The 15349-nt window shown below is 72.0% G+C and carries 13 protein-coding genes; 3 read left to right on the top strand and 10 right to left on the bottom strand.

What is annotated here, in order from left to right; all coding sequences use genetic code 11:
* The 3 genes from C6376_RS22105 to C6376_RS22095 are packed head-to-tail and all read right to left on the bottom strand — an operon-like array spanning position 1 to position 2851.
* On the bottom strand, positions 1-813 hold the full coding sequence (locus tag C6376_RS22105; protein ID WP_107445022.1) for an ABC transporter permease: 813 nt from the start codon (positions 811-813) through the stop codon (positions 1-3).
* Complete coding sequence (locus C6376_RS22100; protein ID WP_107445021.1) at positions 801-1697, bottom strand: ABC transporter permease subunit; 897 nt, start codon at positions 1695-1697, stop codon at positions 801-803. The genes C6376_RS22105 and C6376_RS22100 overlap by 13 nt, the downstream gene beginning before the upstream one ends.
* Entirely contained in the window at positions 1694-2851 is a 1158-nt protein-coding gene (locus C6376_RS22095) for an ABC transporter substrate-binding protein (protein WP_107445020.1), read from the bottom strand. Before C6376_RS22095 ends, C6376_RS22100 begins: the two co-directional genes overlap by 4 nt.
* Positions 2852-3072: 221 nt before the next feature.
* Here C6376_RS22095 and C6376_RS22090 point away from each other — a divergent pair, with 221 nt between their 5' ends.
* Positions 3073-3813: a GntR family transcriptional regulator gene (locus C6376_RS22090; RefSeq protein ID WP_107445019.1), complete on the top strand. Its 741-nt coding sequence runs from the start codon at positions 3073-3075 to the stop codon at positions 3811-3813.
* 147 nt (positions 3814-3960) lie between these two features.
* Here the strand turns inward: C6376_RS22090 and C6376_RS22085 are convergent, their stop codons facing one another.
* From C6376_RS22085 to rpe, 5 genes are all read right to left on the bottom strand, one after another.
* The gene (locus C6376_RS22085; protein ID WP_020128883.1) at positions 3961-4413 is read right to left on the bottom strand and encodes an Lrp/AsnC family transcriptional regulator; all 453 of its coding nucleotides are present in this window, start codon (positions 4411-4413) and stop codon (positions 3961-3963) included.
* Between the two features lie 477 nt (positions 4414-4890).
* Complete coding sequence (locus C6376_RS22080; RefSeq protein ID WP_173985903.1) at positions 4891-6330, bottom strand: GuaB1 family IMP dehydrogenase-related protein; 1440 nt, start codon at positions 6328-6330, stop codon at positions 4891-4893.
* Between the two features lie 131 nt (positions 6331-6461).
* Positions 6462-6767 carry a barstar family protein gene (locus tag C6376_RS22075; RefSeq protein WP_107445017.1) on the bottom strand — a complete coding sequence of 102 codons (306 nt, stop codon included), beginning with the start codon at positions 6765-6767 and terminating at the stop codon, positions 6462-6464.
* A 104-nt stretch (positions 6768-6871) separates the two neighbouring features.
* On the bottom strand, positions 6872-7915 hold the full coding sequence (locus C6376_RS22070) for a sugar-binding transcriptional regulator (RefSeq protein WP_107449100.1): 1044 nt from the start codon (positions 7913-7915) through the stop codon (positions 6872-6874).
* A 90-nt stretch (positions 7916-8005) separates the two neighbouring features.
* A complete protein-coding gene (rpe, locus tag C6376_RS22065) occupies positions 8006-8692 on the bottom strand; it encodes a ribulose-phosphate 3-epimerase (protein WP_107445016.1) in 687 nt (228 codons plus the stop codon).
* 161 nt (positions 8693-8853) lie between these two features.
* Here rpe and C6376_RS22060 point away from each other — a divergent pair, with 161 nt between their 5' ends.
* Complete coding sequence (locus C6376_RS22060; protein WP_107445015.1) at positions 8854-11016, top strand: MMPL family transporter; 2163 nt, start codon at positions 8854-8856, stop codon at positions 11014-11016.
* 27 nt (positions 11017-11043) lie between these two features.
* The gene (argG, locus tag C6376_RS22055) at positions 11044-12498 is read left to right on the top strand and encodes an argininosuccinate synthase (protein WP_107445014.1); all 1455 of its coding nucleotides are present in this window, start codon (positions 11044-11046) and stop codon (positions 12496-12498) included.
* Positions 12499-12614: 116 nt separating this feature from the next.
* Here argG and C6376_RS22050 read toward each other — a convergent pair whose 3' ends face one another.
* Positions 12615-14042: an RsmB/NOP family class I SAM-dependent RNA methyltransferase gene (locus tag C6376_RS22050; RefSeq protein ID WP_107445013.1), complete on the bottom strand. Its 1428-nt coding sequence runs from the start codon at positions 14040-14042 to the stop codon at positions 12615-12617.
* 165 nt (positions 14043-14207) lie between these two features.
* Entirely contained in the window at positions 14208-15140 is a 933-nt protein-coding gene (gene fmt, locus C6376_RS22045) for a methionyl-tRNA formyltransferase (protein WP_107445012.1), read from the bottom strand.
* Positions 15141-15349: the final 209 nt, after the last annotated feature.

Raw genomic sequence — 15349 nt, 5'->3', positions numbered from 1 at the left:
TCATCCCCGGGAAGTAGGACGGGTGCGCCCGCCGAAACCGGCGAGGACGAGGAGGAGTGCCCAGGTCACGAGCAGGCTGAGCACGGACACGGCGACGGACAGCTGGGCCTGCGAGCCGCTGACGTTCACGATCCAGACGGCGAAGGGCCGGAAGCCGAGCAGCTGCGCCACGGTGAACTCGCCCAGCACGAGGGCCAGCGTGAGGAAGGAGGCGTTGAGCAGCGCGCCGCGCAGGTTGGGCAGAACGGCCCGGACCAGCGCCTGCGGCCAGCCGGCGCCGCAGCTGCGGGCGGCCTCGACGAGGGTGCGCACATCGATGGAGCGCAACCCCGCGTCCAGGGCGCGGTACGCGAACGGCAGCGCCATCACCACGTACGCCAGCACGAGGACGACGGGGAAGCCGGGGTCCTGGATCGCCACGAACGTCTGGAAGAGGGGGGTGCGCGAGAGGTGCTCGGGTCCCCACTTCAGGACGGTCCCGATGCCGGCGACGAAGGCGATGGGCGGCACCACCAGCGGCAGCGAGCACACCACCTCGACGACCGGCCGCAGCCGTGGCGAGCCCAGTCGCAACGCCACCGTGGCGGGCACCATCAGCAGCAGGACGACGGCGATGGTGGCGGCGGCCAGCTCCAGGGAGAGCAGCAGGCTGGAGCCGAAGCCGTCGGCGGAGAAGATCTGTGTGTAGGCGTCGAAGGTGACGCCCTGCCCGGGCACGTCGACGGTGAAGACGACCGACGCGGCCAGCGGTACCAGGAAGTACAGTCCGGCGAGGCCGAGGACACCCCACCGCCACAGGTTCAGGCGAGCCATCGCGCGCTCCGTCGTTGCAGGGGCAGGTACACGGCCATGACCAGTCCGGCGACCAGGACCATGTCGAGGCTGAGCGCGAGCGCCACGTTCTCCTGCCCGACGAGGACGTTGCCGGAGATGGCGTCGGCGATCTGGAGGGTGACCAGCGGGACGGAACTGCCCACCATGGCCGCGGCGGTGGCGTACGCGGCGAAGGCGCTGCCGAAGAGCAGCACGAGGCCGCCGAGCAGCGAGGGCAGCAGAACGGGCAGGGCGACGTGCCGCCAGTACTGCGCGGACGTCGCGCCGTTGTTCTGGGCCGCCTCACGCCACTGGGAGCGCAGTCCCTCCAGGGCGGGGGTGATGGTGAGCACCATCAGCGGGATCAGGAAGTACAGGTAGACGATCACCAGTCCCCAGAAGCTGTACAGGTCCCAGCCCCGGTCGGTGAGACCGAACTGCCGGGTCAGCACACCGGCGTTGCCGAGCGTGGCGACGAAGGCGAACGCCAGCGGGACCCCGCCGAAGTTGGCCAGCACCCCGGACGCGGTGAGCACGGCCTCGCGCAGCGCGCGGAAGCGGGAGGTCACGACGGCCTGGGCGAGCGGCAGCCCGAGCAGCGCCCCCAGCGCCGCCGACACGGCGGACAGCTTCACGCTGCCGAGCAGGGCCGTCAGATAGGCGCCCCGCAACGAGGCCGTCAGGTTGTCGGCCGTGTAGGACGTGGCGCCCGTGGCCGGGTCCTTGGCGGTGAACGCGCCGTCGAGCATGGCCACAGCGGGCAGCCCGAAGGCGAGCGCGGTGAAGGCGAGCAGCGGGACGACGGCGAGCCAGCCGAGGGCACGGCGCCGCCGCTTCACCGGAGCGGCGGCGGCCGTGTCGACCCGTACGGCGGTGGTGGTCATCCGGAGACGGCCTTGGCCCAGCCCTGCCCGAGGACCGTCTTGGCCTTGCTCTGCTGGGCCTCGGTCGGGAAGGCGGGCGTCCCGGACACCTCGGGCAGCTTGGCGGCCGCCGCCTTGTCGAGGGTGCCGGCCTTCTCCATGGCGGTCATCAGGGCCGGCCGGGCGTACCCCTTGAGCCACAGGTTCTGGCCCTCGGCGCTGTAGAGGTACTCCTGCCACAGACGTGCCGTCGCCGGGTGCGGGGCATCCTTGTTGATCGCCTGGGAGTAGTACTGGGAGAACCGGCCGTCGCTCGGCACGGACACCTTCCAGTCGACGCCCTTGGACGTGAACTCGTCGGCGTACCCGGCGTTGAGGTAGTCCCAGTCGATGCTGATGGGCGTCTCGCCCTTCTCGACGGTGGCCGGGGTCGACTCGACGGGCGTGTAGTTGCCGTTCTTCTTCAGCTTGGCGAAGAAGTCGAGGCCGGGCTGGATGTCGTCGAAGGAGCCGCCGCTCGCGAGGGCCGCCGCGTAGACGCCGCCGAACGCGGAGCCGGACTTGGTGGGGTTGCCGTTGAGGGCGACCTGGCCCTTGTACTGCGGCTTGAGGAGGTCCGCGAAGGTGGTCGGGCAGGCCTTGACCCGCTTGGCGTCGCAGCCGATGGAGATGTAGCCGCCGTAGTCGTTGTACCAGCGGGCCTGCGCGTCCTTCTGGCCCTCGGGGATGTCCGCGAAGGAGGCCACCTTGTAGGGGGCGAGCAGCCCCTGCTGGGCGGCGCTCAGGGCGAAGGAGCTGCCGAGGTCGAGGACGTCCGGGGCGCGGTCCTGGCCCTTGCGCGAGGTGACGGCGTTGATCTCGTCCTGGCTCGCGCCGTCCGGGTTCTCGACCGCGACCTTGATGCCGTACTTCTTCTGGAAGCCGTCCATGAGGGCGCCGTAGTTGGCCCAGTCGCGGGGCAGCGCGATGGCGTTCAGCGTGCCCTCCTTCTTCGCCGCCTTCACCAGCGCGTCGAGTCCGCCGAAGTCGGCGGCGGAGGTGGCGGTGGCGGCGTTCTTGCCGTCGGCGGTGGTGGAGGTGGTGTCGGGGGCGGCGCCACAGGCGCTCAGGGCGAGTGCGGCGACGGCGGCAAGGGCACCACCACGGACGGCGGTTCTCGGCAGGGGCACGGTCACGGCTTCTCCAGGGGACGCGCGAGAATGCAGGAGACAGGGCGAGATGAGACGAACTTGTCTGAACAAGTTGGCCTCAGTACGCACGCCGCTGATGTCCCCTCGGTAAACACCGGCGAAACCCTGTGCCCAGATTTCACGGACAGTTGCGGCTGCCGCCGAGCAGTGCGGCAGGTCGACTAGGCTGGTCAGGCTGTGTACAGCTGTCGACGCAGAGGGGAAGCATGGCCGCGCGACACGAGGAGATCACCGACGAGCTGCGCCGGGCGATCGACCGCGGAGAGTACGCGGTCGGCGCACGGCTGCCCGCCGAAACCGACCTCGCCGCGCAGTACGGCGTCTCCCGCGGTACGGTCCGCCAGGCCGTGGCGGCGCTGACCGCCGAGGGACTCATCGGCTCCCGCCAGGGCGCCCGCCGGGTGGTCCTGGCCAGCCGCCGCAGCCAGAGCTTCGCCGAGCTGCGCAGCTTCGCCCAGTGGGCGCGCGCGATGGGCCGCGAGGCGAGCGGCCGGGTGGTCGCGCAGGAGTACCGCCCGGCCACCGCCGAGGACGCCGTGCATCTCCAGCTGCGCGCCGGCACGCCCGTGTTGCGCGTCCTGCGGCTGCGCGGCCTGGACGGCGAGCCGGTGCTCGTGGAGCGGACCGTGTACGCGGACTGGATCTCCCCGGCCGTCGAGACGATCGAAGCCGACTGCCCGTCGGTGACCCAGCGCCTCCTCGACGACATCGGCCTGGTCTTCGCCTACGGCGAGCACGTCATCGACGCGGTGGCGGCGGGCGCCCGGGACGCCGGCCTCCTGGGCGTCCGCCGCACGAGCCCCCTGCTGCGGGTCCGCCGGGTCACGACGACCCGCGAGGGCCGACCGGTGGAGTGGTCGGACGACCGCTACCGCCCGGACGCCGTCAGCTTCAGCGTGCGCAACTCGATCGGGAACAACGCGCTGGCCCGTAAGACCGCCGAGTAGACCCGGACCTGCGCACGTCGCCGCGGACCGATGCCTCAGGTCGCCGTGGGGCGTGTCGCAGGTCTGCGCGGAGCGGGGCGCGGACCGCCGCGGACCAGGGCGCGGGCCGCCGGGGCGCGGGCCGCCGCCCGGCGGGGCGCAGGTCCCTCAGGTCGGCGATCCCGCGGAGAAGCGGCGCAGCAGCGGGGAGAGCACCAGCACGGACTTCGTCCGCTCCACGAACGGCTCGCCCGCGATGCGCTCCAGCACGCGCTCGAAATGGCGCATGTCGGCGGCGAAGACCTGGGCCACCGCGTCCGCCTCACCGGTGACGGTGGAGGCGGCGACGACCTCCTGGTAGCGCTCGAGCCCGCGCTGGATGGTCTCCGGGGAGGTGTTGCGGCGGCAGTAGATCTCGACGAACCCCTCGGTCTCCCAGCCGAGGGCCGCGGGGTCGACCCGCACCGTGAAGCCGGTGATGGCGCCGGTGGCCCGCAGCCGGTCCACGCGCCGTTTCACGGCGGGCGCGGACAGGCCGACCAGCTGCCCGATGTCCGCGAAGGAGCGGCGGGCGTCCTCGGCGAGGGCGTGCACGATGCGTTCGTCGAGATCGTTCAGCACAGTGGGTCGTTCACTTCTCGGATGGCGCGGAGGTCGCGAGTCGGGAGCGGCGGTGGGCCGTAAGGGAAGTAGAACACGAGCCCGACCGCCGTCCGGACACCGAACACCGAACACCGCCAAGGTGACGGCCGACAGGCTGCCTCGGTCGAGCACGCGCCGACTCCTTCGTCGCAGCCTCTCGGCACGACGGGGACCGGCGGCGCACCCGCGCGAGCGGGAACCCACCGAGCGGGGTCCCGCCACGCCACGTCCAGCGCACGACTGTACGAGCAGGGCCGTAGCGCTCGTCATGCTGCAACCTTGCGCACACACGCAAGATCATTTACGTCTGCGCCACGGGCGTGCCCGTTCATCGCACGACCGCCAAAGCCGGGCGGCAAGGCGCTTTCGAAGGGGCGCGGGGAACCGCGCGACCAGCCCCCACCGGCCCGCACCCGAAACACGACCCGACCGCCCCCGTCCGCCCCACCCGCGGAGCTACCAGCTCGCGTGCAGCGGCTTGCCCTCCGCGTAACCGGCCGCGCTCTGGATGCCCACGACGGCCTTGTCCGCGAACTCCTCGAGGGAGCCGGCGCCCGCGTAGGTGCAGGAGGAGCGGACGCCCGCGATGATCGAGTCGACCAGGTCCTCGACGCCCGGGCGGACCGGGTCGAGGAACATCCGGGAGGTGGAGATGCCCTCCTCGAACAGCGCCTTGCGGGCCCGGTCGTAGGCGGACTCCTCCGAGGTGCGGTTGCGGACGGCCCGCGCGGAGGCCATGCCGAAGGACTCCTTGTAGGGACGGCCGTTCGCGTCGTGCTGGAGGTCGCCCGGGGACTCGTAGGTGCCCGCGAACCAGGACCCGACCATCACGTTGGACGCGCCCGCGGCGAGCGCCATGGCGACGTCACGAGGGTGGCGGACACCGCCGTCGGCCCACACGTGCTTGCCGTGTTTCCTGGCCTCGGCCGCGCACTCCAGGACGGCCGAGAACTGCGGCCTGCCCACGCCGGTCATCATGCGGGTGGTGCACATGGCGCCGGGGCCCACGCCGACCTTGATGATGTCGGCGCCGGCCTCGATCAGGTCCTTGACGCCCTCGGCCGAGACGATGTTGCCGGCGACGATCGGCACCCGCGGGTCGAGTGCGCGCACGGTGCGGACGGCGCTGATCATCGACTCCTGGTGACCGTGCGCGGTGTCGATGACGAGCGTGTCCACGCCCGCGTCGAGCAGCTGCTTGGCCTTGCCCGCGACGTCGCCGTTGATGCCGACGGCCGCGGCGATGCGCAGCTTGCCGTCGGCGTCGACGGCCGGCGTGTACAGCGTGGCGCGCAGAGCGCCCTTGCGGGTCAGGATGCCGGCGAGCTTGCCCTCCCGGTCGACGGCGGGGGCGTAGCGCCGGTTGGCCGCGTCGAGGGTGTTGAAGGCCTCCCGCGGGTCGATGCCGGCGTCCAGGAGCAGCAGGTCGCGCGACATGACGACCTCGAGCTGCGTGAAGCGGTCGACGCCGGTGAGGTCCGCGTCGGTGACGACGCCGACGGGGCGGAAGTCCTCGTCGACGACGACGCCCGCGTTGTGGGCGCGCTTGGGCAGCAGGGCGAGGGCGTCGGCCACCGTCTGGTGCGGGGCGAGCACGATGGGGGTGTCCAGCACCAGGTGCCGGCTCTTGACCCAGCCGACGACGTCGGCGACGACGTCGATGGGGATGTCCTGCGGGATCACCACGAGACCGCCGCGCCGGGCCATGGTCTCGGCCATCCGGCGGCCCGCGACGGCGGTCATGTTGGCGACGACCAGCGGGATCGTGGTGCCCGTGCCGTCCGGAGCGTTGAGGTCCACGCTCTGCCGCGACCCGACCGCGCTGCGGCTCGGCACCATGAAGACGTCGTCGTAGGTGAGGTCGTGGGCGGGCTGGATGTCGTTGAGGAAACGCACGTGCTGCACATCCCGGTCGATCAGAGGTGACCCCCGGACAGGTCAGCCAGGGGGAGAAGCACGTACTTCATTCTCCCACGAGGGCGGCGATGCGCTGCCCGGACAGAACGTCCAAGCAGCTCACCGGGGTGTTAGGAGGATCCTCCGAGGGCGAGCACGACCGACAGCGCGGGGGTACGGTCCGCCGCCGCGGCGAACACCTCCTGCGCGATCTCCCACTCCTCCGGCCGCGTCCTGGCGTAGGGCCGCCAGTTCCGCACGATCACCAGCACGGGTCCGGACTCGGGTCCGTCCGGCAGGCCGGTGAGACTGTCGGCGAGGGCGTCCCAGTTGCGCGCGAACCGGTCGGGCAGCTCCAGGTGCCGGGCACAGCGGTCCATCAGGTCCGCTTTGTCCGTGACGCCGTCGAGGTCCAGCGTGAGCACGTGCTCCGTCATGCAGGCACCGTCCTGAGCCAGTCGTGGTGGTGGCGGGGGAAACGGCAGGGGGCGGGGAGAACGGCAGAGGGGGCGGCCCCGTGACCGTCCCCTCCGATCGTCCGTCAGCTCCCGTCCGGATCCGCCCGGTTGAGGGCCGGCTTGGGCGTCGGCCCCGCCGTCATCAGAAAGTCGGCCGCGGAGGTGTCCGTCACCAGGCTGGTGACGAGCCCGGACCGCAGCACGGCGTCGATCGCGGCCGCCTTGCGCTGGCCCCCCGCGATCGCGACGACCTCGGGAATCCTGCGCAGCTGGTCCGTCTTGACCGTGATGCACCGCTCCCCGAGGTCGCGCCCGACCCTGCGTCCGTCGGCGTCGAACAGGTGTGCCGACATCTCCGCGGCGACGCCGAGCGAGGCGTAGTGCGCCCGCTCCTCGTCGCTCAGCATGTCGTGCACCGTCGAGATGCCCGGCTCCCAGGAGCCGATGGAGACACAGGCGACCGTGACCTTGTCGAAGTACTCGAAGGCCCGGGCGATCCCGGTCTGGTGGCGCAGCGCGGTCGCGGTGGCCACGTCCGGCAGCAGCATCGGCGCGTAGATGGGGTGCGCGTCGCCGCCGGACACCTGGGCGGCGCGGCGGACGGCCTCGACCGAGCCGCGCTCGGCGGTGCCGGCGTCGTACACACCCGTCAGCTGCACGACCGTGCAGGGCGGCAGCCGGTCCAGCGCCGCCGCCATGTGGATGGTGGACCGGCCCCAGGCCAGCCCCAGCACGCCCCCCTCGTCGACCAGTTCGCCGAGCAGGTCGGCGGCCACCTCTCCCAGGTTCTCGGGATCCGTGGCCTCCTCGGCCTCGGCCGGGGACTCGACCACGACGGCGTGCCTGAGCCCGTAACGGGCGCGGAGCGCGTCGGAGCGCTCGGCGTCCAGTTCGGCCGGCACGCGAATCTCGATCCGTACGAGATCCCGTTCGAGGGCGGTCTCCAGCACCCGGGCCACCTTGAAGCGGCTGACGCCGAACTCCTCCGCAATCTGGATCTTGGACTTTCCCTCCAGGTAGAAGCGGCGGGCCATGGCCGCCGCCTGCACCAGCTCAGCGGGTCCCATCCGCATGGCTGACCGGCCCGACGACATACCCGACACGGCGATCTCCTCACTGCTGTTCACACTCTGGATACGCCGTTCATCCTCGCAGATCCGGCGCACTTGATCAGCTCTGATGAGAGCCGTTCACATTCCTGTAGGTAACTGGTCGGTTCAGTGGCGACACGCCCAGGAGGCTCCCGCGGTCGCCTTCTCCGCCTGAGCCCGCAGGCCACGGACCGCTTCGGCCGGGTCGTCGGCCCCGAAGACCGCGGATCCGGCCACGAAGACGTCGGCGCCCGCCTCGGCGCACCGCTCGATCGTCGAGGCCGACACCCCCCCGTCGATCTGCAGCCAGAGGTCGAGTCCGTGCTTGCTGATCAACTCGCGGGTGCGCCGGATCTTCGGCAGCATGATGTCGAGAAAGGCCTGACCCCCGAAGCCCGGTTCGACGGTCATGATCAGCAGCATGTCGAGTTCGGGCAGCAGGTCCTCGTACGGCTCGATGGGCGTCGCGGGCCTGAGGGCCATGGAGGCGCGGGCGCCCTTGGCGCGGATCTCGCGTGCGAGCCGCACCGGCGCGGCGGCCGCCTCGACATGGAAGGTGACGGACGAGGCGCCCGCCTCGACGTACTGCGGGGCCCAACGATCGGGGGCCTCGATCATCAGATGGCAGTCCAGCGGAGTGTCCGTCGCACGGGCCAGTGACTCTACGACCGGCACACCGAGCGTGAGGTTCGGGACGAAATGGTTGTCCATGACGTCGACATGGAGCCAGTCGGCTCCTTCGACCGCCTTCGCCTCGTCCGCGAGGCGGGCGAAGTCGGCGGACAGGATGCTGGGGTTGATCTGCGGGGCCATGACCCAAGCCTGCCATGCCCCTCAGGGGTTGCGGGCACCGGTTCCGCAGGGGGAACGTGGTTCGCCGTCGGCGGGCCCGCCCCGGCCGATCACGCAGATCCCCGCGCCCCTCACCGGGCGCGGTCCCACGCAGCGGCGACAGACCGGTCCGGGGGGTAGTCATGGCCGAGAAGCGCGGTATCGCCCACCTCGTCTGCGGGCGGCGTGCGAAGTGGCTGGTGCTGGCGCTGTGGGTGGTGGTGCTGTTCCTGACCGCGCCCTTCGCGCAGAAACTCACCGACGCGCAGGACAACGACGCGGCCTCCTGGCTGCCAGGCTCGGCGGAATCCACCCAGGTCCTGCAGATCTCGAAGGACTTCCGGCCCGAACAGATCCCCGCCGTCGTCGTCTACGCCCGCGACGGCGGCCTGACGGTGCGGGACCGGGCCGCGATCGACCGGGACGCCGCCGAGCTCAGGGGTCTCGGCGACCACGGCATCCGCGGCGCCGAGACCCGCGGCCCCGTCTACGACCGTGCGACCGATCCGCGGGCCGCGCAGATCTTCGTACCGATCACCATGGACGAGCAGGGCTGGCAGCGCATCGCCCCGGCCGTCGACTCCATCCGTGACGTCGTCGGCGACGGCGGCGCCGGACTGGCCGTGCACATCACCGGCCCCGGCGGCACGTCGGCGGACTTCTCGGAGGCCTTCGAGGGCATCGACTCCACGTTGCTGGTGTCGGCGATGGCGGTCGTCGTCGTCATGCTCCTGATCACCTATCGCAGCCCCAGCCTCCTGCTCGTCCCGGTGATCGGCGTGGTCGCCGCCCTGTTCACCGCGCAGGCGCTCATCTACTTCCTCGCCCAGCACGCGGGACTCACGGTGAACGGGCAGAGCGCCGGCATCCTGACCGTGCTCGTGTTCGGCGCGGGCACCGACTACGCCCTGCTGCTGGTGGCCCGTTACCGGGAGGAGTTGCGCCGTCACGAGGACCGGCACGAGGCGATGGCCCTGGCCCTGCACCGCGCCGGCCCCGCGGTCCTGGCGTCGGGCGCCACGGTCGTCCTGAGCATGCTGGTGCTGCTGGCCGCCGAGATGAACTCCACCCGCGGCCTCGGCCCGGTCGCGGCCATCGGGGTGGCGGTGGCGCTGATCGCGATGATGACGCTCTTCCCGGCCCTGCTGGTCATCTGCGGTCGCTGGATCTTCTGGCCGGTGATCCCGCACTTCGGCTCGGACGAACCGACCGAGCACGGTGTCTGGGCCCGCACGGGCCGCAGTTTCGCCCGCCGTCCGCGCATGATCTGGGCCGTGACCGCCCTCGTGCTGGCGGTCTGCTCGCTCGGCCTGATCCAGCTCCGCGCGGAGGGCATCAGCAACGCGGACGCCTTCACCGGGACACCGGACTCGATCACCGGCCAGAAGGTGTCGGGCCGGTACTTCCCCGCGGGCAGCGGCGACCCGCTGGTGATCGTCTCCGACCAGGACCGGGCCGGACAGGTGCGCCGGGCGGTCGCCGGGACCGAAGGCGTCGTGCCGACCTCCCTCGGCGTGCCGTCCGGCGCGAAACCCGTCCACGAGGGCCGGGTGCTCCTCGAGGCGACCATGACCGCGCCTGCCGACAGCGAGGCCGCGAAGCAGACCGTCGAGCGGGTCCGCGACGCCGTGCACGAGGTACCCGACGCCGACGCCCTGGTCGGGGGCGGCACCGCGGCCCTGCTGGACATGGACAGGGCGACCACACACGACAACCTGCTGATCATTCCGCTGGTGCTGGTCGTGGTCCTGCTGATCCTCTGCGGGCTGCTGCGCGCCCTGATCGCCCCGCTGGTGCTGGTCGGGACGGTGATCCTGTCCTTCGCCGCGGCCCTCGGCATCAGCGCGCTGGCGTTCCGCCACGTCTTCGACTACGCGGGCGAGGCGACCGACTTCCCGCTGTTCGTCTTCGTGTTCCTGGTGGCCCTGGGCATCGACTACAACATCTTCCTCACCACCCGCATCCGCGAGGAGGCCGCCCGGCAGGGCACCCGCGCGGGTGTGGTGACGGGCCTGGCGGCGACCGGCGCCGTGATCACCTCGGCGGGCCTGGTGCTGGCCGGTACCTTCGCCGCCCTCGGCACGCTGCCGATGGTCGCCTTCGCGGAGATCGGCTTCGCGGTGGCCCTGGGCGTGCTCCTGGACACCTTCATCGTGCGGTCGGTGCTGGTCACCTCCCTGTTCCTGGACATCGGGCCGAAGGTGTGGTGGCCGCACCGGCTGTCCCGGGAGCCGGCCGGGCATCCGGCGGCGGTCCGGGGGGACCGGCGTCCCGAGGCGGTCCCGAAGGACGGACCCTTTGCATGACCATGCGAGTTCATGCATAATCTTCCTATGTCCAAGGTCCTCACCTCCCTTCCCGCCGGCGAGCGCGTCGGCATCGCCTTCTCCGGCGGGCTCGACACCTCCGTCGCGGTCGCGTGGATGCGCGACAAGGGCGCCGTCCCGTGCACCTACACCGCCGACATCGGTCAGTACGACGAGCCCGACATCGCCTCGGTGCCCGGTCGCGCGAAGACCTACGGCGCGGAGATCGCGCGCCTGGTCGACTGCCGCGCCGCACTGGTCGAGGAGGGCCTTGCCGCGCTCACCTGCGGGGCGTTCCACATCCGCTCGGGCGGGCGCTCCTACTTCAACACCACCCCGCTCGGCCGCGCCGTCACCGGCACCCTCCTGGTCCGGGCGATGCTCGAGGACGACGTCCAGATCTGGGGCGACGGCTCGACCTTCAAGGGCAACGACATCGAGCGGTTCTACCGCTACGGCCTGCTCGCCAACCCGCACCTGCGGATCTACAAGCCCTGGCTGGACGCGGACTTCGTGACCGAGCTCGGCGGCCGCAAGGAAATGTCGGAGTGGCTCGTCGCCCACGACCTGCCCTACCGGGACAGCACGGAGAAGGCGTACTCCACCGACGCCAACATCTGGGGCGCCACCCACGAGGCCAAGACCCTGGAGCACCTGGACACCGGCGTCGAGACCGTCGAGCCCATCATGGGCGTGCGGTTCTGGGACCCGTCGGTGGACATCGCCGCCGAGGACGTGACGATCGGCTTCGACCAGGGCCGCCCGGTGACGATCAACGGCAAGGAGTTCGCCTCCCCCGTCGACCTGGTGATGGAGGCCAACGCCATCGGCGGCCGGCACGGCCTCGGCATGTCGGACCAGATCGAGAACCGCATCATCGAGGCCAAGAGCCGCGGCATCTACGAGGCGCCCGGCATGGCCCTGCTGCACGCGGCCTACGAGCGCCTGGTCAACGCGATCCACAACGAGGACACCGTCGCCCAGTACCACAACGAGGGCCGGCGCCTCGGCCGCCTCATGTACGAGGGCCGCTGGCTGGACCCGCAGGCGCTGATGATCCGCGAGTCGCTCCAGCGCTGGGTCGGCGCGGCCGTCACCGGCGAGGTGACCCTGCGGCTGCGGCGCGGCGAGGACTACTCGCTCCTCGACACCACCGGCCCGGCGTTCAGCTACCACCCGGACAAGCTGTCCATGGAGCGCACCGAGGACTCCGCGTTCGGCCCGGTGGACCGGATCGGCCAGCTCACCATGCGCAACCTGGACATCGCCGACTCCCGGGCCAAGCTGGAGCAGTACGCCGGCCTCGGCCTGATCGGCACCGGCAGCCCCGCCATCGGCGCGGCGCAGGCGGCCGCGACCGGCCTCATCGGCACCATGCCGGAGATGCCGGAGGGCGGCGCCGAGGCGATCGCGTCCCGCGGCGAGGTCTCCGAGGACGACGCGCTGCTGGACCGCGCGGCGATGGAGTTCGGCACGGACTGACCCCGACGGGGCACCCTCGCTGAAAAAGGCCGGCCGCACACCACAGGTGTGCGACCGGCCTTCCGCATGGTCCCTTCACGGCCCGCGGCCGGCCCTGCGCACGACTCTCGCGCGGCTCAGCCCGTCTTCCTGATCAAGGCCAGGTACATGGCGTCGGTGCCGTGCAGATGCGGCCACAGCTGGACGTCCGGTCCCTCGCCCAGCGCCGGGACGCCCGGCAGCAGCGGCCGCGCGTCGATCAGCTCGGCCCGCGGGTACTGCTTGAGGACGTCGGACACCACGGCCCGGGTCTCGGCGAGATGCGGCGAGCAGGTGGCGTACCCGACCACACCGCCGACCCGGACGGACTCCAGCGCGGTCCGCAGCAGCCCGCGCTGCAGCGGGGCGAACCCGTCGAGGTCCTCCGGCCGGCGCCGCCACCGCGCCTCGGGCCGCCTGCGCAGCGCGCCGAGACCCGTGCACGGCACGTCCATCAGCACCCGGTCGAACGACCCGGGCCGCCACGGCGGACGCGTGCCGTCGGCGGCGATGACCTGCCAGGGCCCGGGATTTCCGGTCAGGGCCCTGGCGACCAGCCCCGCCCGGTGCGGCTGCTTCTCGGCAGCGAGCAGGGCGGCCCCCCGCTCGGCGGCGAGAGCGGCGAGCAGCGCGGCCTTGCCGCCGGGTCCGGCACAGCCGTCCAGCCACCTGGTGTCGGGCCCGTCGAGCGGCGCGGCGGCCAGGGCGAGCGCCACGAGCTGGCTGCCCTCGTCCTGCACCCCCGCCCGCCCGTCCCGTACGGCGTCGATGGCGCCGGGCTCGCCGCCCTCGGTGAGCCGCACGGCGTACGGCGACCAGCGCCCGGCGACCGCCGCGTCCTCCCGGAGGAGCTCCTCGGTCGTGGCGCGCCCGGGCCGGGCGACGAGCGTCACCTCGGGCCGCTCGTTGTCGGCCTCCAGCAGGTCCTCGATGCCGGCCCGCCCGCCGCCCAGGGAGTCCCACAGCGCGGAGACCACCCAGCGCGGGTGCGAGTGCACCACGGCGAGATGGTCCTCGGGGTCGTCGTCGTAGGGCGGTGCGACCTTCTCGATCCACTCGTCCAGGTCGTGCTGGGCGACCTTGCGCAGCACTGCGTTGACGAACTTGGCGCGCCCGTCGCCGAGCACGACCCGCGCGAGGTCCACCGAGGCGGACACCGCCGCGTGGGTCGGGATGCGCGTCCCCAGCAACTGGTGCACACCGAGGCTCAGGACGTCGAGGACCGGCGGATCCACCTCGCGCAACGGCCGGTCGACGCACGCGGAGATGACGGCGTCGTACGTCCCCTGCCGACGCAGCGTCCCGTAGACCAGCTCGGTGGCGAGGGCGGCGTCACGCGCGTCGAACTTCTCGGGCCCCTCCTTCTCGCGTGCCTTGCGCAGCAGCGGCGGCAGCACGAGGTTGGCGTACGCGTCCCGTTCGTCCACGGCACGCAGGGCCTCGAAGGCCAGCAGACGGACGGGGTCCTTCTGGGGCCGGCGGTAGGGCTTGCCCGGCTTACGGGGACGTTGGGGCTGCTCGCTCACGGGAAAGGTGCTCCGGGTGACAGAAGGGAAGGTGCGTCGAGAGGGACATCGAGGGCGAAGGCTCGGGCAAGCGCGCCGCGCCGGGGAGGTGGGGTCCGGGAAGTCGCGCCGAGGGGGGAACGGACGGTGGCGAAAGGTGCGTCCAGCGTACGTCGGCGGCCGGCGCTACAGCCCGACGGCCTCCGCGTCCCCGATCCGGACACCCCGCGCCCAGTCGGCGGCCCGCATGGGCTTCTTCCCCTGCGCCTGCACCCACAGCAGCTCGACGGCGTACGAACCGGTGCCGACGTGCACGCTGTTCTTGCCGACGGCGAGCGCGCCCGGAGCGAGGTCGGTCCGCGCGGGGACGGGCTGGACCTGGATGAGCTTGAGCCGCTCGCCCCGGAAGGTGGTCCACGCCCCGGGAGCCGGGGTGCAGCCCCGCACCACGCGGTCGACGCGCAGGGCCGGTGCGGTCCAGTCGACCTGGGCGTCCTCGACGGTGATCTTCGGTGCGAGGGTGATCCCGTCCCCGGGCTGCGGCACGGCCTTCAGGGTGCCGTCCTCGATACCGTCCATCGTCGCGGCGAGCAGTCCGCTCCCGGCGAAGGCGAGCCGGGTGAGCAGATCGCCGCTGGTGTCGGTGGGGCGGATCTCCTCCGTGACCGTCCCGTACACCGGCCCGGAGTCGAGCCCCTCCTCGATGAGGAAGGTGGAGGCGCCGGTGATCTCGTCCCCGGCCATGACGGCGTGCTGCACCGGAGCCGCGCCGCGCCAGGCGGGCAGCAGCGAGAAGTGCAGGTTGACCCACCCGCGCGCCGGGATGTCCAGCGCCACCCGGGGCAGCAACGCCCCGTAGGCCACGACGGGACAGCAGTCGGGCGCGATCTGCCGCAGCCGCTCCAGGAACTCCGGCTCCCGCGGCCTGACGGGCTTCAGCACCTCGATGCCGGCCTCCTCGGCCCGCTGGGCCACGGGCGAGGCGACCAGCCTGCGTCCCCGCCCGGACGGCGCGTCGGGCCGCGTGACGACAGCGGCCACCTCGTGCCGCCCTGAGGCGAGGAGAGCGTCCAGGGCGGGAACGGCGACCTCGGGGGTACCGGCGAAGACCAGCTTCATGAGTGGGCGATGCCTCTCGAAAGGACGAACGACGGGCAACGCACAAGTTTATGCCGCCCACGAAACCCCGGAACCCGCCCCGGGACGGCCGCCCACCCGTGTCCCGACGGGGGCGTACGCATATGCCCATACGCCCCCACACCGTGACCAGGGGAGCGGACCCGCGTTGGTCAAGAAAGAGTTGACACACCTTCTTCAACGCCGGTTCG

The sequence above is a fragment of the Streptomyces sp. P3 genome (genome assembly GCF_003032475.1).
Classification (GTDB): Bacteria; Actinomycetota; Actinomycetes; order Streptomycetales; family Streptomycetaceae; genus Streptomyces.
This window is presented reverse-complemented; position numbering and strand designations above follow the sequence as displayed.